Source organism: Nosocomiicoccus ampullae, assembly GCF_001696685.1.
Classification (GTDB): domain Bacteria; phylum Bacillota; class Bacilli; order Staphylococcales; family Salinicoccaceae; genus Nosocomiicoccus; species Nosocomiicoccus ampullae_A.
In genome coordinates this window covers 148938-172258 of sequence record NZ_MBFG01000001.1, presented here as the reverse complement: position 1 = coordinate 172258, position 23321 = coordinate 148938, and the positions used below count along the sequence as shown (strand labels likewise).

31 protein-coding genes and 1 other annotated feature are annotated in these 23321 nt (G+C 35.2%); of the genes, 3 read left to right on the top strand and 28 right to left on the bottom strand.

Annotation, left to right across the window (positions count from 1 at the left end):
- Positions 1 to 2: 2 nt before the first annotated feature.
- The 9 genes from queA to mreC form a co-directional block, all read right to left on the bottom strand.
- Complete coding sequence (gene queA / locus BBS29_RS00840; protein ID WP_068128157.1) at positions 3 to 1025, bottom strand: tRNA preQ1(34) S-adenosylmethionine ribosyltransferase-isomerase QueA; 1023 nt, start codon at positions 1023 to 1025, stop codon at positions 3 to 5.
- The gene (gene ruvB / locus BBS29_RS00835) at positions 1022 to 2035 is read right to left on the bottom strand and encodes a Holliday junction branch migration DNA helicase RuvB (protein WP_040928796.1); all 1014 of its coding nucleotides are present in this window, start codon (positions 2033 to 2035) and stop codon (positions 1022 to 1024) included. Before ruvB ends, queA begins: the two co-directional genes overlap by 4 nt.
- A 17-nt stretch (positions 2036 to 2052) precedes the next feature.
- Positions 2053 to 2646: a Holliday junction branch migration protein RuvA gene (ruvA, locus tag BBS29_RS00830; RefSeq protein WP_068128154.1), complete on the bottom strand. Its 594-nt coding sequence runs from the start codon at positions 2644 to 2646 to the stop codon at positions 2053 to 2055.
- A gap of 8 nt (positions 2647 to 2654) precedes the next feature.
- On the bottom strand, positions 2655 to 3935 hold the full coding sequence (gene obgE, locus BBS29_RS00825) for a GTPase ObgE (protein WP_068128151.1): 1281 nt from the start codon (positions 3933 to 3935) through the stop codon (positions 2655 to 2657).
- An 81-nt stretch (positions 3936 to 4016) separates the two neighbouring features.
- Complete coding sequence (gene rpmA, locus BBS29_RS00820; protein WP_040928799.1) at positions 4017 to 4301, bottom strand: 50S ribosomal protein L27; 285 nt, start codon at positions 4299 to 4301, stop codon at positions 4017 to 4019.
- Complete coding sequence (locus BBS29_RS00815; RefSeq protein ID WP_068128149.1) at positions 4302 to 4625, bottom strand: ribosomal-processing cysteine protease Prp; 324 nt, start codon at positions 4623 to 4625, stop codon at positions 4302 to 4304.
- A complete protein-coding gene (gene rplU / locus BBS29_RS00810; RefSeq protein ID WP_068128146.1) occupies positions 4625 to 4933 on the bottom strand; it encodes a 50S ribosomal protein L21 in 309 nt (102 codons plus the stop codon). The genes BBS29_RS00815 and rplU overlap by 1 nt, the downstream gene beginning before the upstream one ends.
- A gap of 11 nt (positions 4934 to 4944) precedes the next feature.
- Positions 4945 to 5017: a sequence feature (ribosomal protein L21 leader region), on the bottom strand.
- A 51-nt stretch (positions 5018 to 5068) separates the two neighbouring features.
- Complete coding sequence (mreD, locus tag BBS29_RS00805; RefSeq protein WP_068128144.1) at positions 5069 to 5590, bottom strand: rod shape-determining protein MreD; 522 nt, start codon at positions 5588 to 5590, stop codon at positions 5069 to 5071.
- A 2-nt stretch (positions 5591 to 5592) separates the two neighbouring features.
- Positions 5593 to 6420: a rod shape-determining protein MreC gene (mreC, locus tag BBS29_RS00800; protein WP_257009067.1), complete on the bottom strand. Its 828-nt coding sequence runs from the start codon at positions 6418 to 6420 to the stop codon at positions 5593 to 5595.
- A gap of 335 nt (positions 6421 to 6755) precedes the next feature.
- On the opposite strand from mreC, the gene BBS29_RS00795 reads away from it, so the two are divergent.
- Complete coding sequence (locus BBS29_RS00795) at positions 6756 to 7352, top strand: hypothetical protein (RefSeq protein WP_068128141.1); 597 nt, start codon at positions 6756 to 6758, stop codon at positions 7350 to 7352.
- A 54-nt stretch (positions 7353 to 7406) separates the two neighbouring features.
- Here BBS29_RS00795 and BBS29_RS00790 read toward each other — a convergent pair whose 3' ends face one another.
- The 13 genes from BBS29_RS00790 to BBS29_RS00735 all read right to left on the bottom strand — a co-directional run bounded on the left by BBS29_RS00790 (position 7407) and on the right by BBS29_RS00735 (position 17661).
- Positions 7407 to 7898 (bottom strand): dihydrofolate reductase, encoded by a 492-nt coding sequence (locus BBS29_RS00790; protein ID WP_068128138.1) that lies wholly within the window; start codon positions 7896 to 7898, stop codon positions 7407 to 7409.
- Between the two features lie 85 nt (positions 7899 to 7983).
- The gene (locus tag BBS29_RS00785; protein WP_068128135.1) at positions 7984 to 8532 is read right to left on the bottom strand and encodes a GNAT family N-acetyltransferase; all 549 of its coding nucleotides are present in this window, start codon (positions 8530 to 8532) and stop codon (positions 7984 to 7986) included.
- Between the two features lie 108 nt (positions 8533 to 8640).
- Complete coding sequence (gene radC / locus BBS29_RS00780; RefSeq protein WP_068128133.1) at positions 8641 to 9324, bottom strand: RadC family protein; 684 nt, start codon at positions 9322 to 9324, stop codon at positions 8641 to 8643.
- On the bottom strand, positions 9321 to 10016 hold the full coding sequence (locus BBS29_RS08580; protein ID WP_373554031.1) for a prepilin peptidase: 696 nt from the start codon (positions 10014 to 10016) through the stop codon (positions 9321 to 9323). The genes radC and BBS29_RS08580 overlap by 4 nt, the downstream gene beginning before the upstream one ends.
- Before the next feature lie 863 nt (positions 10017 to 10879).
- On the bottom strand, positions 10880 to 11194 hold the full coding sequence (locus tag BBS29_RS00770) for a DMT family transporter (protein ID WP_068128128.1): 315 nt from the start codon (positions 11192 to 11194) through the stop codon (positions 10880 to 10882).
- Positions 11194 to 11532: a DMT family transporter gene (locus tag BBS29_RS00765; protein WP_068128123.1), complete on the bottom strand. Its 339-nt coding sequence runs from the start codon at positions 11530 to 11532 to the stop codon at positions 11194 to 11196. Before BBS29_RS00765 ends, BBS29_RS00770 begins: the two co-directional genes overlap by 1 nt.
- A gap of 59 nt (positions 11533 to 11591) precedes the next feature.
- On the bottom strand, positions 11592 to 12155 hold the full coding sequence (locus BBS29_RS00760) for a TetR family transcriptional regulator (protein WP_068128119.1): 564 nt from the start codon (positions 12153 to 12155) through the stop codon (positions 11592 to 11594).
- A 106-nt stretch (positions 12156 to 12261) separates the two neighbouring features.
- Complete coding sequence (locus BBS29_RS00755; RefSeq protein ID WP_068128116.1) at positions 12262 to 12873, bottom strand: SCO family protein; 612 nt, start codon at positions 12871 to 12873, stop codon at positions 12262 to 12264.
- A gap of 68 nt (positions 12874 to 12941) precedes the next feature.
- Entirely contained in the window at positions 12942 to 15932 is a 2991-nt protein-coding gene (locus BBS29_RS00750) for an SbcC/MukB-like Walker B domain-containing protein (RefSeq protein WP_068128114.1), read from the bottom strand.
- Positions 15919 to 17031, bottom strand: a complete 1113-nt coding sequence (locus BBS29_RS00745; RefSeq protein WP_068128111.1) for an exonuclease SbcCD subunit D — start codon at positions 17029 to 17031, stop codon at positions 15919 to 15921. The genes BBS29_RS00750 and BBS29_RS00745 overlap by 14 nt, the downstream gene beginning before the upstream one ends.
- Before the next feature lie 77 nt (positions 17032 to 17108).
- Positions 17109 to 17231 (bottom strand): YvrJ family protein, encoded by a 123-nt coding sequence (locus BBS29_RS08115; RefSeq protein WP_179853813.1) that lies wholly within the window; start codon positions 17229 to 17231, stop codon positions 17109 to 17111.
- Positions 17232 to 17444, bottom strand: coding sequence for a DUF2922 domain-containing protein (locus tag BBS29_RS00740; RefSeq protein ID WP_068128107.1), 213 nt, complete (start codon positions 17442 to 17444; stop codon positions 17232 to 17234). It abuts the gene before it with no gap.
- A 16-nt stretch (positions 17445 to 17460) separates the two neighbouring features.
- Complete coding sequence (locus BBS29_RS00735; RefSeq protein WP_040928821.1) at positions 17461 to 17661, bottom strand: DUF1659 domain-containing protein; 201 nt, start codon at positions 17659 to 17661, stop codon at positions 17461 to 17463.
- 112 nt (positions 17662 to 17773) lie between these two features.
- Between BBS29_RS00735 and BBS29_RS00730 the strand changes: the two genes are divergently transcribed.
- Positions 17774 to 18250, top strand: a complete 477-nt coding sequence (locus BBS29_RS00730; RefSeq protein WP_040928822.1) for a DUF2621 family protein — start codon at positions 17774 to 17776, stop codon at positions 18248 to 18250.
- Between the two features lie 11 nt (positions 18251 to 18261).
- On the opposite strand, the gene BBS29_RS00725 is transcribed toward BBS29_RS00730, so the two are convergent.
- The 6 genes from BBS29_RS00725 to BBS29_RS00700 all read right to left on the bottom strand — a co-directional run bounded on the left by BBS29_RS00725 (position 18262) and on the right by BBS29_RS00700 (position 22469).
- Positions 18262 to 18762: a CcdC family protein gene (locus BBS29_RS00725; RefSeq protein WP_068128104.1), complete on the bottom strand. Its 501-nt coding sequence runs from the start codon at positions 18760 to 18762 to the stop codon at positions 18262 to 18264.
- On the bottom strand, positions 18763 to 19467 hold the full coding sequence (locus tag BBS29_RS00720) for a cytochrome c biogenesis CcdA family protein (protein ID WP_068128100.1): 705 nt from the start codon (positions 19465 to 19467) through the stop codon (positions 18763 to 18765).
- 139 nt (positions 19468 to 19606) lie between these two features.
- Positions 19607 to 19837 (bottom strand): YneF family protein, encoded by a 231-nt coding sequence (locus BBS29_RS00715; RefSeq protein ID WP_040928824.1) that lies wholly within the window; start codon positions 19835 to 19837, stop codon positions 19607 to 19609.
- Between the two features lie 103 nt (positions 19838 to 19940).
- Entirely contained in the window at positions 19941 to 21926 is a 1986-nt protein-coding gene (gene tkt / locus BBS29_RS00710; protein ID WP_068128474.1) for a transketolase, read from the bottom strand.
- A 16-nt stretch (positions 21927 to 21942) separates the two neighbouring features.
- Complete coding sequence (locus BBS29_RS00705; RefSeq protein ID WP_371327386.1) at positions 21943 to 22179, bottom strand: DUF896 domain-containing protein; 237 nt, start codon at positions 22177 to 22179, stop codon at positions 21943 to 21945.
- 74 nt (positions 22180 to 22253) lie between these two features.
- Positions 22254 to 22469, bottom strand: a complete 216-nt coding sequence (locus BBS29_RS00700; protein WP_068128097.1) for a hypothetical protein — start codon at positions 22467 to 22469, stop codon at positions 22254 to 22256.
- A gap of 139 nt (positions 22470 to 22608) precedes the next feature.
- Here BBS29_RS00700 and lexA point away from each other — a divergent pair, with 139 nt between their 5' ends.
- Positions 22609 to 23223, top strand: a complete 615-nt coding sequence (gene lexA, locus BBS29_RS00695; protein WP_068128094.1) for a transcriptional repressor LexA — start codon at positions 22609 to 22611, stop codon at positions 23221 to 23223.
- The last annotated feature ends 98 nt before the right edge of the window (positions 23224 to 23321 follow it).

Below are 23321 nucleotides of genomic sequence, written 5' to 3'. Positions count from 1 at the left end.
CTCTAAATGATTAACATCGCATCGCCAAAACTAAAGAAGCGATACTCTTTTTCTACCGCATGATTGTATGCTTTTAAAATATTTTCTCGTGTAGAAACCGTACTTACGAGCATTAATAATGTCGATTTCGGTAAATGGAAATTTGTAATAAGACCGTCTACAGATAATATTTCTTGACCCGGATAAATAAATATATCCGTCCAATCACTCGTTGCTACGAATTTTTTATACGTTCTAAAATTCGCTTCTAACGTACGCGTCGACGTTGTGCCAACACTAATAATACGATGGCCCTTTTCTTTTGCTTCGTTCAGTCTTTTAGCAGTAGATTTTTCAATTGAATAAAATTCGCTATGCATATCATGCTCTTCAACGTTTTCTACTGCGACTGGTCGAAATGTACCAAGTCCAACGTGAAGCGTAATGTAGACGATATCTACACCTTTTTCTTTTATTTGACTAAGTAACTCAGTCGTAAAGTGAAGCCCAGCAGTCGGTGCAGCTGCACTTCCGCTATGTTTTGAAAATACAGTTTGATATCTTTCGTTATCTTCTAATTGTGCTTTAATGTATGGTGGAAGTGGCATTTCACCAAGTCCATCTAACACTTCTTCTAAAATACCATCATATTGAAGTTTTACGATATAAATACCGTTGTCATGCTTTTCTAACGGAGTTGCTGTTAGTTCACCGTCACCAAACACTATTTCCGTTCCAACATGCACACGTCTCGCAGGTTTAATGAGTACTTTATATCCATTCGTTTCAGGATTAAGTAATAACATTTCAACGTGACCGCCACTGTCTTTTTTATGTCCGTGGAGTCGCGCAGGTAGTACGCGTGTATTATTTAATACGAGAACGTCATCTTTTTTTAAATAATCGATTATATTATAAAAATGACGATCTTCCATTTCACCAGTCTCTCTATCTAACACTAATAACTTAGAATCCGTACGATTTTTAAGCGGATGTTGTGCGATGAGTGATTCTGGTAAGTGAAAATCAAAATCGGTTAATTTCATGATTCATTATCCTCTATATGTTTGTGTCGTTTAAAATAGTCATAACTTTTTGCTGTCGCTTCACGACCTCTTGGTGTACGTTGTAAAAATCCACGTTGGATTAAATACGGTTCGTATACGTCAATTAACGTGACGACTTCTTCACCTATTGATACAGCGACCGTTTCTAAACCGACAGGACCTCCGCCATACGTATCGATAATTGTCGTCATGACTTTATGGTCGATCGGATCGAGTCCTTCTTCATCGACTTCTAAAACGCGTAGTGCATCATTCGTCGTTTCTAGTGAAATCGACGCTTCACCTTTCACCATTGAGAAATCACGAACGCGTCTTAGTAAGCGGTTCGCAATACGCGGAGTTCCGCGACTTCTTCTCGCGAGTTCGTATGCAGACGTTTCATCGATTTTCACGTCAAAAATATCCGCGGTACGTTCAACAATCGTTTGTAACGCGTCGTTTGAGTAGTATTCTAATCGTAATTGTATTCCGAAACGGTCTCTAAGCGGTGCGGATAAACTCCCAAAACGCGTCGTTGCACCGACTAACGTAAATGGTGGTAAGTCAATACGAATACTTCTCGCTTCATCTCCTTGACCGATGACAACGTCAATAAAATAATCTTCCATCGCAGAATATAAAATTTCTTCGACGATACGCGGGAGCCTGTGAATTTCATCGATAAATAAAACATCTCCAGGTTCTAAGCTCGATAAAATCGCCGCTAAATCTCCCGCACGTTCAATTGCAGGACCTGCAGTCGTTCGTATATTTACGTTCATTTCATGCGCGATAATATTTGATAACGTAGTTTTACCAAGCCCCGGTGGACCGTGTAAAATAACGTGATCGAGTGGTTCCTCACGCATCTTTGCCGCATCTATAAAAATTTGTAAATTCCTTTTAATCGTATCTTGACCGATATATTGTGATAAATATAACGGGCGAAGCGATAACTCTTCTCTCGCTTCACCTTCTATTAGCGACTGATCTAAAATTCTATCGTCCATGATTATCGTCTCCTGTTCTATTCAACGATATGTCTTAAACTTAATTTCACTGCATCTTCGACAGTTGTGAGTTCTTGCTTCGATAAATATTTTTCTAACGATTTTAACTCACGTTTGCTGTATCCGAGTGCTTTTAATGTTTCAAGTGCTTCCTCTACAATGACGTCGTTTGAACGCGTTGATTGCTGTAATTTTACCTCAGCTTTAAAGTCTGCTTTTAACTTCCCTTTTAAATCTAAAATGATTTGTTGAGAGGTTTTCTTACCTATACCAGGGAATTTTTGTAAATACTTTTGATCTTCGTTTTCAATCGCATTTACGACTTCAGACGGTGTTGACGTCGCGAGAATTGCGAGCGCACTTTTTGGTCCAATTCCAGTCACTTTTAATAGCGACTGAAACATTTCCTTTTCACTTATATTGCTAAATCCATATAACGTGAGACTATCTTCACGAACGATTTGTTCAACGTAAATACGCGTCTCTTGATTTAAATACTTTTCAAAATGATAAGGATTTGCAGCAACGATTAAATACCCAATACCAGCTGTTTCCAGTGTCACATAATTCGCATGAATTTCTGTGAGCGTGCCTTTAATATACTGATACATATTTTCACCTATTCAATAAATTCAAATTCAAAGTCTTTAATTCTAACGACATCTCCAGATTGTACGCCTTTTTCTCTTAACGCGTCATCGATACCCATCGAACGCATTTGGCGAGCAAATCTTCTGACTGCTGCGTCACGCGAGAAGTCTGTACGCATAAATAGCGTTTCGATTTCTTTACCGTGAATTTCAAATGTTCCGTCCATACCGCGTTTAATTTCAAACGGTGCTTCTTGTTTTTCATGTCGATACACGACGCGCACGTCTTGGTCTATTGTTTCTTCTTCCTCTTCAGGGACATAATTTTCTAACGTTTCGATAATTAAATCGTTTAACGCTTGAATACCTTCTCCAGTCACTGCTGAAATTTCAACAATTTTAGAATCCGTCTCGACTTCACGTTTAAATCGTTCAATATTTTCTCTATCTTGAAGTACTTCGATTTTATTTAAAGCGATAATTTCTGGTCGTTTTAATAATTTCTCGTTGTATTCTTTTAATTCATTGCGAATGATTTTATAGTCTTCCACCGCATCTCTATACTCTGTTTCTGCGATGTCGATGACGTGTACGAGAACTTTAGTACGTTCGACGTGTCTTAAAAACTGTATTCCAAGACCTGTTCCGTCAGCAGCACCTTCAATTAACCCTGGTAAGTCCGCCATAACAAATGACTTATCTCTAACGATTACAACACCTAAATTCGGTTGAATCGTTGTAAATGGATATGACGCAATTTTTGGTGTCGCGCGAGATACACGACTTAATAACGTCGACTTTCCAACACTTGGAAATCCTACTAAACCGACGTCCGCCATTAACTTTAATTCTAATATAAGGTCGAATTCTTCTCCTGGTTCTCCACCTTCAGCAAAATCTGGTGCTGTATTTCTACTCGATACAAAACGAGAGTTCCCTCGTCCACCACGACCACCTTTTGCGATGACTGCACGCTGAGTATGTGTCGTTAAATCTGCAATGACTTCTTCAGTTTCAGCATTTTTAACTACTGTACCTGGTGGTACTTTTAAAATCATCGGTTCACGATTTTTACCGTGTTTATTTGAACTCATACCAGATTCACCGTGCTCTGCTTTAAAGTGACGCTGATATTTAAAGTCCATTAACGTATTAAGCCCTTCGTCGACTTCCATAACGATGTCTGCACCGTTACCACCGTCTCCACCTGCTGGGCCACCCATAGGTTCATATTTTTCTCTTCGGTACGCAACGATTCCATTACCACCGTTTCCTGCTTTTACATAGATCTTCGCATAATCTGCAAACATACCGACACCTCCATTCTTATCTATTATACATAATATACTGACATAAAAAAAAGCATCAGCGAATCGCTGATGCCTGTTTTATTACGCTTCGTAAACAGATACGCGTTTTTTGTTACGTCCAACGCGCTCAAATCTTACGACTCCATCTACTTTAGCAAATAATGTGTCGTCTCCACCTCTACCAACGTTTACACCTGGATGAATTTTAGTTCCGCGTTGACGGAATAAAATTGAACCACCTGTTACAAATTGGCCATCTTGGCGTTTCGCACCAAGACGTTTCGCGTGAGAGTCACGACCGTTTCTAGTAGATCCTACCCCTTTTTTCGATGCGAAAAATTGTAAGTCTAATGTTAATTTAAACATTCAGTCCACCTCACTTTTAGTTACCTTAATATAGTCTTTATACGATTGTTCTATAGTTTCGAGTGATATAATCATCGTTTTAAGTATTAGATCTACAGATTGGTCGTATTCTTTTACTTCTAAAAAGAAATACCCACCATCATTATTGATATCTAACACCGGTTCGACATCTGTCAATTGAAATATCGCATTCGTGTTTCCGAATACTACACTAGACGCTCCAGCACAAACGATATCTTGTCCATGTTCTCCATAATCGGCATGGCCAGACATTTCTATGCTTTTAACAACGTCATCTTTCAACTTGACTTCAACATGAACCATTACGCATCAATCTTTTCGATTGTAACTTTTGTGAATGGCTGACGATGACCTTGTTTACGTAAGTAGTTCTTTCTACGTTTGAACTTAACGACGTGGATTTTCTTGCCACGGCCCTGTTGTTCAACTTTCGCAGTTACTGTAGCACCTTCAACGATTGGCGCACCGACTTTAACGTCGTCTCCACCAACTAAAAGTACGCGATCAAAAGTAACTGTGTCACCTTCATTAGCGTCAAGCTTTTCAACGAAGATTGTTTGACCTTCTTCTACTTTAACTTGTTTACCGCCTGTTTCGATGATAGCAAACATACTTTACACCTCCTAATTATAAGACACGCCATATAGGTGGATTAAATAATCACTTAAACCTGTTCTGAGCGGTTGATGTTTACAAATTCATCAACTTCTAAAGTATACACATACTAACTACTCGAGTCAATCTTTTTATGCATGTTTTGTGAATACATTTTTTCTTATTTTTCTTAAAACGAGTACAAAGATGAGAAGTGGTATATATAGTAATGCGTTTAATAATAAACTCGGCACTGCACGTAACGCAATATAATCAAACAGTGGTAAATCTACATATCCAATCACTTTGTATATTCCGTATATATAAAAATCAAATAAAAACGTATTGACGATAACGACAAAGAATAGCCCTATCATATCTCTATAGAATACTCTAAATGCCGAATGCATAAATAATACAAATGCGACAAATCCAAATAAATGAATACCGTAAATTGAACCTGTATATAAATCTAAAATGACTCCGAATACGATACTAAAAAATATGCTATATGATCGCCCGAAGTAAATCGATACGAGTAATAACATCATAAATAATAACTTCGGTACAAAATAAACGTCAGAACCTAACAGTGAGAACGGACTCACTGAAGCAAAACTAAAATCTAAAAACAATACAGTAAAGAATCCGATAAATAAAAAAATTGAACGCATCGTTATTCCTCACCTACAGTTTCAGGCTCACGTTTAATGACAAATATCATGTCGAGTTCATTAATATCGCTATCCATTTTAACACTCGCATTTTTGCTTAAGCCATATCGGTCGTTAACTGAATCGACAACTTCACCGACGATAATCCCTTCTGGGAAAATACCCGTTAAACCGGATGTATATACTTTTGATCCTTCTTTAATTTTACCGTCGTTGACGATATTACCGACGAGTAACGTATTTCCGTTTTCATCATAACTTTGAATCGTACCGTAGTGGCGCTTATCTCCGTTATGTATTTCAACAGAAATGTTTTTCTTTGCAGCGTCTGTCGTAATCATTTCCACAAAACTTGAACTTCCATTTGCACGTTTTACAACCCCAATTAGACCTTTTGGCGTCATAACGGCCATACCTTCAGATACACCGTGCTTCGTTCCTTTATCGATAGTAAAACTATTTAACCATTGATCTGGCGAACGTGAAATTACACGTGCATTAATTGTTTCATAGTCGATTTTAGAAGATACATCGAGTGCTTCTTTTAATTTTTCATTTTCTTCTTCAAGGCGTTTTAAATCCGCTTCAAGTTGCGGTAACATATCTAACTTAGCCTCAAGTTCTTTTTCGTTTTTTGACGGTCCGAATATAAAACTTAATAAGTTAAACGGAGTTTTCATAACTTTTTGTGTCGTAGCTGTCGCATCTCCAACGAACATCTCCGCCTTTGTCGTATGTGTACGATCAGATATAGAAAATCCTATTAATAAAATAAGGAGGATGACTGAAAAGACAATCGTAATCATTTTATTCTTATTAAAAAACTTCAAAACTCCACCCCCATAATTATCATTATTTTACCATATCTAATTGTAAAATATACGCGTTTAAAAGTTTATATTAAATAAAATTCGAGATAAACTTGCATTTCTTTAAACATTAAAATATAATGAGTATATATTAGACATAGAGAACGACAGTGCCTAGCAAATGTCACTCACCGGTAGCACACTTAAGTGCTAGATATCATATTATTATCTGTTAAATGTAGACTCAGAACGTCTACGCAAAAGACCCACTAAATCGCCAATTTAGTGGGTTTTATTTTGTAATAATGTACATAAACCGATACACTAGTAATCGTAATATAAAACGGAGGCTAAGCATGACACTAAAAACTTTCATCATTGTACTCATCATCACACAAATATATTTTGCATACCATGCTTTCCTATTTAAAAAGAAAGAACAGCCTATGGTCAATGTAAAAGATGATAAAGCAGAAATTAACGGTCAAGAAGTGAATACAAAAATATATTCGTTCGTCTTAAACTACGGTCCACAAATGCGCAGACACTTTAACAACATTTGGTTTATCATTGCGTTTTTCATCATCGGTTCAATCGTCATCGCACCATCAATGCCAGACTATGCGAGATACGGTAGTAATTTAACGTTTGTCATTCCAAACTTAATATTATTTGGACTTATCGTATCAGTATTAACAATTATCATTAATGTACTTTTAAAAGAATATATGATTGCAGGGACAGCACTATTTAACGCAATCGCGATGTATATCGCATATTTCCAAATGAACTTAACATTAAATATGGATGGCTTTACTGAATTCGTATTAACACTTGTACTTGTATTTAACACAAACAAAATGTTAAAACTTCATAACGGTACGTATCCATTCTTTACATGGACGATGATAAATCACCTCATTGCGTCAACGTTAGTGCTACTATTAATGTAAAAAAACCCTAGAGTTTGAATATCGAAACTCTAGGGGTTTTTAATTCTAATCACTCTATTTTCTTTTCCATATTTCAAAAGTATGGGGATGCTTGTTATTTTCATCTACATTACCGTCCCAAGACTTTTCAAGTTCAAATTCATTGTAATCAAAGTCATCAGGAAAATATACGTTACCATCGAATTCGTCATGAATTACCGTACGGTATAAATAATCAACATCATCCTCAAACATTTTAAATAATGATACACCGCCGATAATATAAAAGTCTTCAGCGTATTTTTCATATAACTCTAAAATCTCTTCTTTACTATTAACGACAATCGCACCAGGTGCTTCATAATCTTGATTATGAGTTAACACAATATTGCGTCGACCTTTTAACGGACGGTTCGGTATTGACTCATAAGTCGCGCGGCCCATGACGACGTCTCCTTGCATCGTCACTTCTTTAAAAAACTTTACATCTGCAGGAAGACTCCACGGTAGTCTGTCTCCTTTACCAATTAGGCCATTTTCATCTTCAGCATATACATAAGCAAGCATAGAGTCACCTCATTCTATGTTTTTGTACTCTTATACCCTCTTATTCAAAAATTAAAAACAAGTGCTTTTTTATTAATGATGAATGTTAATTTAAGTCCACCCACTCATCTTTTAACATCCCATAAACCACATGGTCGACGTAGTGATCATATAACCACTCGACTTGTCTTAAAATTCCTTCTTCAGTATATCCGAGTCTTTCAGGAATTTTACGACTTTTAAAATTTTCAGTTGCAGCTCTTATTTCTATTTTATTTAAACGAAACTCTGTAAAACCAATATCCATTAATGCTCGAACAACTTTTGTCATAATACCATGCCCTTGAAACTCCTCACCAAGAAAATAACCGATTTGACCAATACGACTTGTCCAGTCAAACGAGTTAAAACTCGCTATACCAGCGACTTCACCTTTAAACAAAATTGCTGTAACTAAACTCTTATTATCTACATAATTTTGCATCGAAGACTTAATAAAATCTTTCGTATCATCTACTTTTTTAATAAAAATAGGCCACGGTAACCACTCTTTCAGATAATCACGTGACTTATCCGTCAATGCAAAAATAGCATCCGCATCACGATGATCCACTAACTTCAAAGAAATATCATCGTCTACTTTGTATGTAAACATAGGAACACCTGCCTCAATAGTTATTATGTATAAAATTAATGTTCTGTAATTTTAACATAAAATATTAAAGAATAGTGAGTCAGAAACCCCTATGTAATCATTGCTGGATTAAAAACAATCCATCTCTTTCAGGCTAACGTATTTACCATTACCAATGATAATGTGATCTAAAAAGTCGATACCAATGAGTTCACTACTCATTTTAAGTCGTTTACTTACTTCAATATCTTCACTAGAAGGTGTCGGATCTCCACTCGGATGATTGTGGACACATATAAATGCTGCAGCACTTCTTTTGACCGCTTCTTTAAAAATTTCTCTTGGATGAACAACGGTTGTATTAAGTGATCCTTTAAATACTGTTTCTTGATGAATCACTTTATATTTAGTCGATAAATATAAGACGACAAAATGTTCTTGTTGGAAATATCTCATTTTCTCCATTAAAAGTTTCGATACGTCATCTGGAGAATGAATGAATACATCATCTTCTAAGCTATGACTATGCATTCTTACAGCAAGTTCAATCACTGCCAATATTTTTATCGCTTTAGCTTCACCGATACCATTAATCTTAGTCAGCTCCTGATACGTAACATCTCTTAAATCGCTGATTTTCTTTAAATTCTTTAACACATTATCTGCGAGTGTTAAGCTGCTCTCATTCCGACTGCCGGTATTTATAATGATTGCTAAAAGTTCTCTATTCGTTAAATTATCAGCGCCGTATATTTTTAATCGTTCTCTCGGTTTATCAGAAGACATCATTTCTTTAATCATTAAATCGTTCATAAGAAACCTCCAAAATATATAGTTGATAAATCATCATAAATAATAAAAGTGAGAATCGTACTCGTGGCTACAAAAGGTACATACGGTATTTTACGATTATCTGGACTCTTGATAACTTCCATAATAATCACGTAAAACCCACCGACTATAAATGAAAATAACAAGATAAAACTAAATAACAACGTAGGAGTGATTAAAGTTATCACAGACAGTAACTTTATATCTCCATAGCCGATTTTTTTATCAAACAGAATATAAATAACATGAGCTAAAGTTATAATAATCAGATCGTCTATTACATCTACATAATTAAATCTCGTTACATAGAGACCTGTTGTTAAAAGTATAACTAACGTAAAATTAGGTATTTTATAATGCTTAAAATCGTATAACGCAAGAGGTGCTAGAAATACAATCAATAAGTAATAAAGTGAAAAATCTCTAAACTGTATGTAAACTAAACTTGGAACTATAAAGAGCAGTGCAAGTACAACTTCTGAACACACATAAATAAAAGGTATATATCTGTGGCACTTATTACATCTGCCCCTCGACAATATATATCCAAAGATCGGTATGAGTGCAACAGCATCTATCGTATGATTGCAATGATTACACTTACTTCTTCTGAATAAAAACTTAAAGTTAAAACTCTTTTCCTCTAACACAACAAATATAAATGAAGCGAGTATCCCTCCAGTTATTAATAATAAAAGAATACGACCACCTCCAAAATGTTGCCCTAACTATATTCCATACGTTCAAGATTGTAAAATTGCAATTTTTGAAAAATAGCTTTTTATCTCTACAGTATTTAAAAAACTGTCAGGAAAATCCTGCAGCACTTGAATAATCGTAAGTTTTATAGATAAAATTAGAAAAAAGCGCTCTAAATAATTTTAGAGCGCCTCATATTGATCGATTTTATTATTGTTATTTACATATATTAGTCTCTGCAAAGGATTTTTGTTAGATATAATCATTTATTTAACAAAAAGTGATTATCTCCAAAAAAATATGTTAAATATATTGTTTTATCTAACAAAAATAACTCCAAAATTGTGAAATCTGTTAAATATATCCATATATCTAACAGAATCGCGATATTTATGTTAATTAAATTCACAAGAAGTTGTCATAACACACTTTAAATGATAAAGGACACGAAATACAGAGGGCATTCCTGCAACACTCCGACTAATTCGGCGCTTTTCATCCAACTATTCCAACAATTATCATTACTGCACTTAAAACTCTTCTTTTTCTTTGATTTTTAAAGATTTTTATTCTTCTTATTTACATATTTTGCTCCTTGGAACGAATTTTTGTTAGATATAATCATTTATTTAACAAAAACGGATCTAAAATCATAAAATATGTTCAATATAATTTTTTATCTAACAAAAACAGGTCCAAAACAATAAAATCTGTTAAATATATCCATATATCTAACAGAATCTCGATATTTTTGTTAAATAAAATCAGAAGAAATCGTTTTAAGTCGTTTTAAGTGATAAAGTACACAAAAAGCGCGGCGATTTCGCACAACACCTCGTTAACTCACAGCCTTCAACCCAACTACTCCGATTATTATGATTACTAAACTAAAGACTCGTCCAAAGCTCTTTGATTCTCCGTAAAATATCATGTTTACAATCACCGCTGCGGCTGTACCAATTCCGATCCATACCGCATATGCGATACTGACTGGGAGATAGTTAAACGCTTGGTATAGTGAGACAAACGCTCCTCCGAATCCTCCAAAGAATAGTATGAAGTTTTTTACTGATTTTTTCTGACTAAATCCGTTTAATCCTATAACTCCAACGAGTTCTAATATTGCTGCTAAAAAGACGTATATCCAACCCATTATTTAACAACCTCTTTTTTATTTGTATCATCTGTTAAATTTAACGCAATGACTCCAATGACTAATAGTCCGATGAAAAACCCTTTTTCTATCGTAAAGACTTCGTCAAATAAGTATATATCCATTAATGCTGTACCGACTGTACCTGCTGCAGCGAATACTGCATATACTGTTCCTGTTGGTAATGATTCACAGGCTTTAGATAAGATTAAAAAATCTAAAATGATAATTGGTACGAGTATCGCCCAGTGCCACCATGCACTCGCAACGTTAAATCCGTATATCCAAACGAGTTCGAGAAAACTCGTTAAAAAGACATATATCCATGCTTTGTTCATAAAAATCCCTTTCTAAATAAAATGAATGACTATCAGTCATTATAAAATAAAATTAAATACTACTTTAATCCGTTTAAAATAAACGTAAATAACTCTTCTTTATAGTCATTTACATTTTCTTCACTTGCTTCATCATATAAATACATCTGTTCAGCCAATGATTCGATCGAGCCGATTAAAATTTTTGATATAAATGCTGTATTTACCGTTTCTCTAATTTCACCGTTATTTTTACGTGGAATTAGTAATTGTTCTATAAAATCATAGAGTGGTGCGTATATCTTTTCCCAGTCACCGACGTACTGTGTTTGAGTAAGTCCTGAGTAGATGAGTGTTGTCAGTGATTTGTATTCTTTTGTTATATTAAAAATCGTGTCGATCACCGATTGTATTTCTTCTTCAATTGTTTCTCCATCGACATTTTGTGAGAGTTCTTCTAACATTTTCTCAACCATCACTTCAGCAATTTTAGGCATGACAGATAGTTTTGAATCGAAATATAAGTAAAACGTACCCTGTGCGATCTCTGCTTTCTTTACGATTTCAGACACCGTTGCTTTCTCGATTCCTTTTTCTAAAAAGACTTCGATTGAAGACTCGATAATTCTTTCCTCTTTGTTCAAGTGACTCACCTCCGATAATGACTGATTGTCATTCATATATCGTAACACAAATTTTCTAATTTTAGAAGATAAAAAACCACTAAGATTACTCTTAGTGGTTTAGGGTCTATAGATTTTTTGTTAACTTCTTAATGTCACTCACGATTTCTTCTTTAGGGAAACGCTTGTCTCCACTATCTACACCTGAGTAGTCTTTAATAATTTTGCCGTTTTCATCGACGAGATAAAACGATGTTCCGTGTGTAATTTGGTCACTACCTTCTGGTGGTGGTGCGACGATTGTTTTAAAGTTTTTCTCTGAGAATTTACGTATAAATTCATAGTCATACCCTGTAACGAATGTCCAATCTGCATTTAAATCATTGATATGATACATATCAATATATTCTCTTAATACTTCTGGTGTATCTCTTTTTGGATCTACTGAAAAACTTAAAATCGCATAGTTTTCTACACCGTCTTTTTCAAGGTCTTCTACGACAGACGTCATGTTATGTGTCATCGGTGGACATACTGTCGTACAGTTTGTAAAAATAAAGTCTACTAAGTATACTTTTCCATCCATGTCCGCTTTTGTAAATGTTTCATCGTTTTGGTCAACGACTTCAAAGTCATCCATCGTATTGCCGTATCGACTGCTTACGTCTACTTCTCCACCTTTAGAGCATGCAGATAAAACAATACTTGATAGTAAAACGAGTAATAGTAATCGCTTCACGATTATCCCCCTCAATATGTTCTATATAACTTGATTATCTCACATAACCTTTTTATATCAAATTGCCTTTATGACAAATAAGTTACAATATTTGTCATACTTCTTTCGTTTTCTGTTTCTACATATATAATGTTTTGAAGTCGTGTTTTTAATGCCTCAACGTGTGATATAATTCCGACCATCTTTCCTTTCGTTTGAAGGTCGACTAACGTGTTAATCGCAGTGTTAAGTGTTTCTTCATCTAACGTTCCGAACCCTTCGTCGATTAAGAGCATATCCATGTTAATGCTACCCGCTTCATGTTGAATGACTTCAGAGAGTGATAAACTGAGAGCGAGACTTGCTTGGAATGTTTCTCCACCTGAAAGTGTCGCGATATTTCTCGTTTCGTTGTTAAAGTGATCAAATACGTCGATGATGAGCGCGTCTGCCGCATTAAACGTATCTTTTCGTCGCAATTCATAACGGCCATTCGTCATTTCTGTGAGTCGCTTATTGGCATAAACTAAAATCAATTCTAAATAATGAATGAGGACGAATCGTGACAATGTTGGATGGGTTGAATTTCTACCTTCACTATTACCGTTTATAATTTTTGCTAAGACTTCGAGCTCGCGAACACGTTTCTCGTCTTCGTTATATGTGTTAATAGAATCCGTTAATTTTTCTATTAATGCCTCGTCACTATTTAATTGATATTCAGTCTCTGTAATAACGCGTTGTAGCTCTCTCTTTTGCTCTTCTAACTCTTTTAACTTTTTTTCTTTTAAAGTGACATCGATTGCTTCAAAAGTTGTGAGGGATTCTTTTAACGTGTTTAATTTTATTTCTAGCTCGCGCACTTTACTGTAAAACGTATCGACTGTTTGCTGTAACGCTTCGTCATCGATTTTAAAATACGCTTCAATATTTGTTCGGTCTACTGTGTCATAAGTGTTTAAAAATGATTCAACTTTTGGTGTATATTCATTTAAATCACGGTGAAACGATTCAATATTTTCTTTGACTGATGATAACTCTGCATGTAATTTGGCGATGTTTAATTCGATGTTTTGTCGTTTAGACTCTGCTTCTTTTAACGAACGTTCATGAAGATTAACAGAATCCGTTAGTAGAGTGATTTTCTCTTCTAACGCTGTATAATCATTTAGTCCAGTCTCCGCAATAAATGATTCTTTCGTTTGTGTAAGATTTTTTAACGATTCATTTTTATATGTGAGTGCCTCACTTGTTTTTAATCGTGAATCTTTAAGCTCGTTAATTTCATTCATTAACTTCTCTTTACGTTCTAACTGTTCGCTCACATTTTTAAGCTGTTCATCAATATTTTGAAGTTTGAATTCTAACTTAGAAAAGTCTTCTCTTAACTGATCACCATCATATTTAACGTCACTAATATTTGATTGTGTCGCTTCTATATGAATCGTCAAACGATCAATATCTTTAGTGCACTCATTTTCTCGATTCATTAATTCAGTTAACCTGTCTTTTGTTTCAGCATCCATCACTTCTTTATGTTCTGGATACGTTTCGACAACTGTTTGACAGACTGGACACGGCTGACCAATTTCTAAATGAGACAGTAAATGATTGATCGCGTCATTTGTTTCGAGTGAAATATCATTAAATTGTTTAACTATACTTTCTTTATCTTTAATGACTATAGCTAAGTCTTCAGACAGCTTTTCTTTTTGTTGAATATAAGACTCTAGCTGCTTTATTTTCTTCTCTTCCGCTTTCTGCATTTCAATATCTCGTTTGATATCGTTCATCGCGATTTGAATAGAATGTTTTTCTTCTTTTAAAGTGTTCAGTACATCAATACTCGCGTCGTTCGTTTCTAATTCTTTTTCTTTTAATGAGATGTCACTATTTACTGTTTTAAGTGTGTCTTCAGACTCTTTTATTTCTTCCTCAGTGTTTAAAATAGACGCATCAAGATTTTTATATTGCGCCGTATCATACTTATTTAAAAGTGAAAGATGCTCTCTTTGACGTTCGATCACTGTTTCTTTTTCTTTTAGTGCTTTTATCTCATTCGTAACTAACTCATTCTTTGCCTCTTCACTGTTTAAATCATTCGTTAAAGTCTCTTCTTGTTTCGTTGATTGACGTAGCTTAACCGCTACATTTTTTTCAAGATGAAATACTTCTTTAATTTTAGAGAGTTCATTTACTAATTGTAATGTACGTTCTGTTTCTTTTATTTCATCAGATCGATCGCGTAATTCAGTTAACGCTACGTTTGTTTTATTATATTCAGCTAACCGTTCATTGTGCTGGTGATCTTTTTGTATCTCTTTTAATAACTTTTCTATGCCTAATTCAACGGGCTCTATTTCTTTTTTCTTTTTATTTAGCACACGTCTGTCTTGATCAATTCTTTCTTTAAAAGATTTTAATGACGTGTTAAATTCTAAAACTGGTTCGTCTGAAACTGATAATAACTGCGTTTCAATTTCTTTATAAAGTAATTGTCTTTTATTGTCTTTATCTTTATATTCTTTATAAATACTTTTGTATACGTCGTTAAAACGCTCCGTGCCAAATAATGTTTTTAAAATTTCTTCTTTATCTTTTGTATTTGCAGTGAGTAACTTTTTAAACTCACCTTGTGGTAACAGTGCAATTTGTCTAAATTGTCTTGCTGACATATGAAGGAGTTCTTCGACATATTTTGACACTTCTTGTAACCCAGATACGATAAGCTCTCCGAAGTCATTATAAATTGCTGCTTGACCTGTCGTTGGATTTTTGTTCGTTCTTTTTTTGTATGTTAATGTACGCTCAATTCGGTACTTTTTACCACGATGATAAAAATCTAAATTAACTTTTGACAATTCGTCGTCACTTGCAAACTGGCTTCTTAAAGACTCACCACCTCTACTCTCTGTAGAAGCTGTCGCAAATAATGCATACGTAATCGCATCAAAAATCATAGATTTCCCAGAACCCGTACGCCCTGATATTAAAAATAATGAGTCGTTTAAGCGTGTGAAATCAATCGTTTCGTTTTTATATGGACCGATAAACTCCATCTGTAATTTAATTGGTTTCATCTGTAATCCCTCTTAAATGTTTATTAAACGTTTCAAATTCAAACTCTGTCGGTTCACGACCTGTAAATTTTTCATAAAACAACTTAAAAATTTGATCGTCAGTCGTGTTATTAGTGTCTATCTCGATTTCATCGTTTTCATAGCGTTCAATTTTTCGTGATAATACGAGCGTGTTTTTATACAGTTGTTTTAACGCTGTCATCGGTTCCGTGAACCCTTCCATATCGGTTAACTCAAATTTGATGTATGCGTCTTTATCTTCAATTTCTACTTCACCAGTAATAATATCTTTAAAACTGCCTTTAAAATGGATGAGGTCGTGAAGTAATTCAAATTCGATAAATTCAACTGTGTTCTTATCAGTATCAATCACTTTAAAACCTTTTTTATCGTTCGCTTCATCGAAACTATATTTCATAATCGCACCACTATAAAATGTTTGATTACTATTAAATGCGTTATGTCGATGTAAATGACCGAGCAACGTAAAATTGAACGGTTCAAAAAGTTTATGGGACACTTCTTCAGTTAAACCGATCGTGATTTTTTCTTCAGATTCTGACTCTTTACTTCCAGAAACAAATAAATGACCGACGAGTATATTATTTTCTCGTTTAAAATTGTTTGTAATCTCATCTATCACACGTCGGTATGCTTTTTCGAACGTATCGATCGTATCGTCATTAAAATAATGTCTCACTTCCGGTATTTCAATATACGGTAATAAATAAAAATCAACGTCGTTAAACGTGACCGGAGTAAAACAGTTTTTTAGTTCAGTGTTTACGTAAAAATGATTCGCTTGAAACCACTCGCTACGTGCGTCGATATATGGTTTACTATCGTGATTTCCACTAATTAACAATATTGGTTTTTTACGTACTAAATTAATTTCTTTTAAATAATAGTTCACGACGTTCATCGCTTCTTGAGACGGTTGTTTTTTATCGTATAAATCTCCTGCAATCACAACCGCGTCCACATCGTTATTGTCTATATATGTTAATAACTGTTCGAGCACATAGCGCTGATCATCAATTAAAGATTGGCGGTTTAAACGTTTCCCGATATGCCAATCTGCTGTATGTAAAATTTTCATAGTAGCACCTCTTTACTCATCATTCTATACGAGTTAGAAACGTTTTAAAAACAAAAAAAGCCCCGAAGGGCTTTTTGTTAGTTCGATAGATTTTGAAGTGCCATCACTACTTGGTCGAGCTTTCGTTCCATACGGTGCAAGAGGAAGAACGTGATGACGATAGGAAATCCAACATCACTAACGAGTTGTGTAATATCCATTTACACGAGCGTTTCAACGTCTTGAGTGACAATTTTGGCACTCTTTAGACGTACCGGTGCACCGTCTTTTGAAATTAACGCTTTTGAGTCGATAATTTTTTGAGCTTCTAACTCGACTTCCTCTTGAGAGAGTCCTTCTTTAGGTTCATTAATCGTGAAGTTAAATACTCCTTCATATTCTGTTTCAAATTGTAAAATAAGTTTTCTAGACATTTTGTTTCCTCCTTAATTAGTTTACTTCTTCCGTAATGACTTTAAATACGTTGACGTATTTTTCTCCTTTTAAGTTACCGTATGCTTCACTTAATCGTAGTAAAGCATCATTTCCTGTGTGTACTGAAAGACGATTTAACGTACGTGTCTTTAAAACTTCTTTACCAGACATGTCTTCCTCTTCATACACAAATTTCGCTGCTAGTGATTTAATCATGTGTCTCACCTCCTTACACCCTATATATCGTTCCATTTAGAAAAATGGACATAAATATTTTTATTTTCTATAATCTAGTTAAGAGGTGAAGGACGTGTATAGTGATTTTGTCATGTGGATGATCGCCTTATGGGGATTCTTAATGATTGGTCTCCTTGCGATCGGTGGATATTTTATGTTTAGAAAATTTTTAAAAGCATTGCCGAGAGAAGATGGATGGTCAGAACTCGATTGGCAAGAGTATTATATAGAACAAGCATTACCATTATGGAACGATGAAGCACGAGAACTGTTAGACGAACTTGTGTCACCTGTACCACAATTATTTAGAGACGTAGCGAAACAAAGAATCGCCGGACGCATCTCAAAAATCGCGTTAGATGAGAAAGTAGATACAATTCATTTAGACCAAATAATGAAAGGTTATATTATCGCAACTCCAAAAAGAGATCACGGTTTTATGAAGAAAAAACTGGACGAGCTAAACATCGACTATAAACCATACGAAAAGCTCTTTGAACTCGCAGACGATGAAAAACAAAAATTCTCTATATTTGAACAAACAGAAGCATTAAAAAAGGTTGAGTAATTTATCATTACTCAACCTTGTTTCTTTTTAAATTGTAAATAATGTAAGACCATCGATGTACGCCATATAACGATCATCGTAAATGCGAGTAGGAAAAACATCCCACCGATTTCACCAGGTGTAATTTCTTGAGATAGAATCGTCTTCATAAATGTACGGATAATTAAAAGTCCGACGAGTATAACTGGGAATAGTTTGGATGCTTTAACGTATAATTCGTCATCTTTTACTTCATACTTCGTCGTAAGTAATAGTGCAAATGAAAATACGATACCGACGACTACCGCTTCAAGTATCAAATGATTATCTAAACGAAAATATGGGAACAAGAACATCAACGCACCCGTTGACATCATAATCGGTGGGATAATAATTTTCTTTAAATGTAGCGGTGTTTTTGTTTCATTATTTCTCCAAAGAATGACGAGTAACCCCATTATAATCGCACCGATCGATGCGATTATAAATAGCGTATCCTCATATTCTTTTAGTAAAGCGAATAATTCATTCATTTAAAACCCTCTAAACTCTCCAAAGTACGGTGATAACCAAATAATAATCTTAGTCAGACCGTCAAAGTATAATAAAATACCCATTAAAATCATAATTACGCCGCCGACTTTCATTAGAATGCCAGAATATTTAACAATCCAACGTGTACGAGAGACGAAGAAACTTAATATGAAGAACGGTACTGAGAATCCTAAACAATAAATGACCATTAACATTAATGCATTTTCTGGCTCTGTTGCGCTCATCGCAAAAATTGCACCGATAATTGGTCCGTTACATGGAGTCCACCCTGCAGCGAACGCCATGCCGATTAACACAGAGCCTACAAATCCACTCGGTCTATTTTTAAATTCGATCTTTCTATTTTTATTTAAGAAGTCGAAGTTTAAAACACCCGTAATAATTAAACCAAATACGATAATTAGTATTGCACCTATTTGTTGGATAAGTTTCGAATATTCGATGAGTATACCACCGAAAAATGACGCACCAAATCCAATTGCGATATAAATGATACTAAACCCAACGAGGAAGAATAACGTATGTAAAATTGCACGTAAGTTAAAATTACGATTTTGAACTTCGTCAAAGCTCATCCCAGTAATGTATGAGATAAATGCCGGGAATACCGGTAATACACATGGGGATACAAAACTTAGCACGCCTGCTCCAAATGCTAAGAAAAAAGTGACTTCACTACCCAATGTTCTGCCTCCATTTCATATATATTAAGTGTATCATCTAAACGAATGAACTGCTCTATTAACAGTAATATATATATGACAAATTATCAAAATAAAAAGCACGCCTCTTAAATGATTCAAGAGACATGCTTCATATCAGTTATTTTTTAACGTCTTTCATGTTTTTATTCATCATCGACATCATTTGATTAATTTTCTTTTGTGAAGGTTTTTGACCCATCTGCATCATCATCATTCTTAACACGTCTTCGTTAATTGGTGGGTTTTTCTCTAAGTAATCCATCATATATTTTCGTGCCATATAAAAACCAAGTGCTGTACCAGCAATTAGTGCGACGATAACGATTAAAATCCAAATCCAAGTTGCCAAACGACTCACCTCTTTCCAATTTTCAACATTATAATTGTACATGAATTTAAAATTACGTTCAATGCATTTAAAACATCCTGTACAGTGTACAGGATGTTTGTTTTTAGTCTTCTAAAATAATATTTACTAAGTTGTCGACTGTGTAGCCGTATTTTTCCATTACGTAATCACCAGGCGCACTTGCACCGAATGTGTCGATCGTTAAGTACTTACCGTCAAGACCGACAAATCTTGCCCATCCGATACTCGCTGCCATTTCTACAGCTGTTCTATTTTCGATATGTTTATTTAATACGCTGTCGATATACGCTTTACCTTGTTTAAAGAATGTTTCAGTATCTGGTAATGATACGACTTTAATGTTGACGTCTTTTTCTTTTAAAACTTTTGCCGCTTCAATCGCAAGTGACACTTCACTACCTGTCGCAAACACAATTGCGTCGTCTCCATTATCATACGCAACGTACCCACCACGTTTTACACCTTCAGCAAGCGTACCTTTGTCGATATCTAACGCTTCGACGTCTTGACGCGTTAATACGAGTGCTGTCGGAGTATTTTTAGATTCAACTGCACGTTTCCAAGCTTCACGTGTTTCGTTACCGTCAGCAGGACGAATGACGTTTAAGTTTGGAATTGCACGAAGTCCAGCCAGTTGTTCGATCGGTTCGTGTGTTGGTCCGTCTTCACCGACTGCGATTGAGTCATGTGTAAACACGTATGTGACTGGTAACTGCATTAACGCACTTAAACGTACAGCTGGTTTTAAGTAGTCACTAAATACAAAGAATGTACCGACGTACGGTAAAATTGCACCGTGTGCTGCCATACCGTTCGCTGCAGCTGCCATCGCAAACTCTCTTACACCAAACCAAATGTTACGTCCGCTATAATTACCTGGTAAAAATGCTTCTTCAGCATTGACTAGTGTTTTATTTGATGATGCTAAGTCAGCTGCTCCACCGAATAACGTTGGTATGTTTTCTGATAGTTTTTGAATGACGTCACTTGAACTGCCACGTGTCGCCTTTTTAGAGCCGACTTCGTATGTTGGTAGGTTCATGTCGTAATCCACTGGTAATTTACCGTTAATTGCATCTACTAACGTATTGTATAAATCTTCATTGCTCGCTTTATATTCTTCCATTAAAGCGTTCCATTCGTTCTCTAACTCTTCACCACGTTTGTTTAACGTTTCGTTAAAGCGCTCATATACGCTATCATCTACGTGGAATGACTTTGTGTGGTCTAAACCATAATGATCAAACGCACTCTTTCTTTCATCTTCACCGATTGGCGCACCGTGTGAATCACTTTTACCTTGTTTGTTTGGTGAACCATATCCAATAATTGTTTTTACTTCAATTAATGACGGCTTATCTGAAGATTTCGCGTTTTCAATCGCTTGACTGATTGCTTCTAAGTCGTTACCGTCTTTTACGATATGATAATCCCAGTTATATGCTTTAAAACGACCTTCAATATTCTCAGAGAAGCTCATATCTAAATCACCGTCGAGTGAAATATCGTTAGAGTCATATAATACGATTAACTTATCAAGCGCTAAATGCCCGGCAAGTGATGCAGCCTCATGTGAAATACCTTCCATTAAGTCACCGTCACTTGCTAGTACGTACGTATAGTGATCGATAACGTTATGTTCTTTCGTATTAAATTTCGCTGCTAAATGAGCTTCAGCCATCGCCATACCAACACTCATTGCGAAACCTTGGCCAAGAGGACCTGTTGTAATTTCTACTCCGTCAGTATGCTTAAACTCTGGGTGTCCTGGTGTTTTTGATTCGTATTGACGGAATTCTTTAATGTCGTTCATAGAGATTACACCAGAAAAATGAAGTAAGCTGTATAACAGCATGCTTCCATGTCCCGCACTTAAGATGAAGCGGTCTCTGTTAAACCAGTTTACAGATTTACTATTAAAGTTTAAGTGGTCTTTCCATAACGCATACGCCATCGGTGCAGCCCCCATCGGAAGTCCTGGGTGTCCTGAATTTGCTTTCTCAATTGCATCGATAGACAATGCACGGATTGAATTGACAACTAATTGGTCTGTTTGATCAAAAGTCATAGTCATTTAAATCTCCTTAATTATTTCTTCTTCTTTTTTGAATGTCTTTTACTTTTTGAGGTGTAACATCGTTACCCTCTGGATCAATCACTGTCGCATTTTCAATTTGCGATCTAAAGCTACTTCTAAAGTTTTCTAAATACTCTTTTCTTAGTGCATTCAGTTCTTCAAGATCATCTTTAGTAATCTTTTCTTCACGCTTTAACTTCGCTAAATGGTTCAGTCGTTTTAATTTTTTATCATCTAACATGATGACTCATCCTTTCTACTTAAATTTACCATAAAAAAACGCATTCGGCTATATTGCCGATGCGCAAATATCATATATTATCTGTTTAATGTTTTACTTGCGAATTCAAGTGTATCGTTCGTATCACTGTTCGCTATTTGATCTTGTACAAAAAATGCCGCTTGTGATGACCCGAATACATGATCGAGTTCATAAAGTGGTGCATGTATATAAAAATCTATTAAAAAGTAAATGCTTAACGTGATAAGTAAAGCTGTAATCGCAAGTATTGTAATTTGTTCTTGTTTAACCATGTTTCATCTCTCCCGAACATTTGTTTGTACTATCATATTAATAGAACACGTGTTCGTTGTCAAGAGATTACGAACAAATGTTTGTACTCAGCATATACATATGCTAAAATTAAGTTAACTCAATATCGGAGGAAATATTATGGAACAATTAACCGCTCGTCAAAAAGAAGTACTTCAATATATTAAGCAATGTGTAAACGAACAAGGGTACCCACCGAGTGTCCGTGAAATTGGGAATGCGATTGGTTTACAATCGAGCTCTACTGTCCATGGGCATTTAAGTAAATTAGAAGAAAAAGGCTACATTAAACGAAATCCAACAAAACCTCGTGCAATTGAAATTGTTGGTAATGAGTTTGAAGAAAAAGTAGCTGTCATTCATGCACCAGTACTCGGTAAAGTTACTGCTGGGTTACCGATCACTGCTGTTGAAAACGTCGAAGAATACTTCCCACTTCCAGAACATTTAACTGCTGGACATAATAGTGAGGTATTCCTACTTACAGTAGTCGGAGATAGTATGATCGAAGCAGGAATTCACGACGGAGATAAAGTCATCGTTAGAAAGCAAAACATCGCACATAACGGGGAAATTATCGTTGCGATGAACGATGAAAACGAAGCGACAGTAAAACGTTTCTATAAAGAAAAAGGCTACTATAGACTCCAACCAGAAAATAGTACGATGGATCCAATTATTTTAGATTCAGTCACAGTACTTGGTAAAGTAATTGGTCTATATAGAGAGTTATAATTTCTATTAAGATAAACATTATTTTCAATGTTTATCTTTTTTATTTGACATTAATGCGCTATCATTTTTCTAATTTCAGAGAAATATTACACTATGTA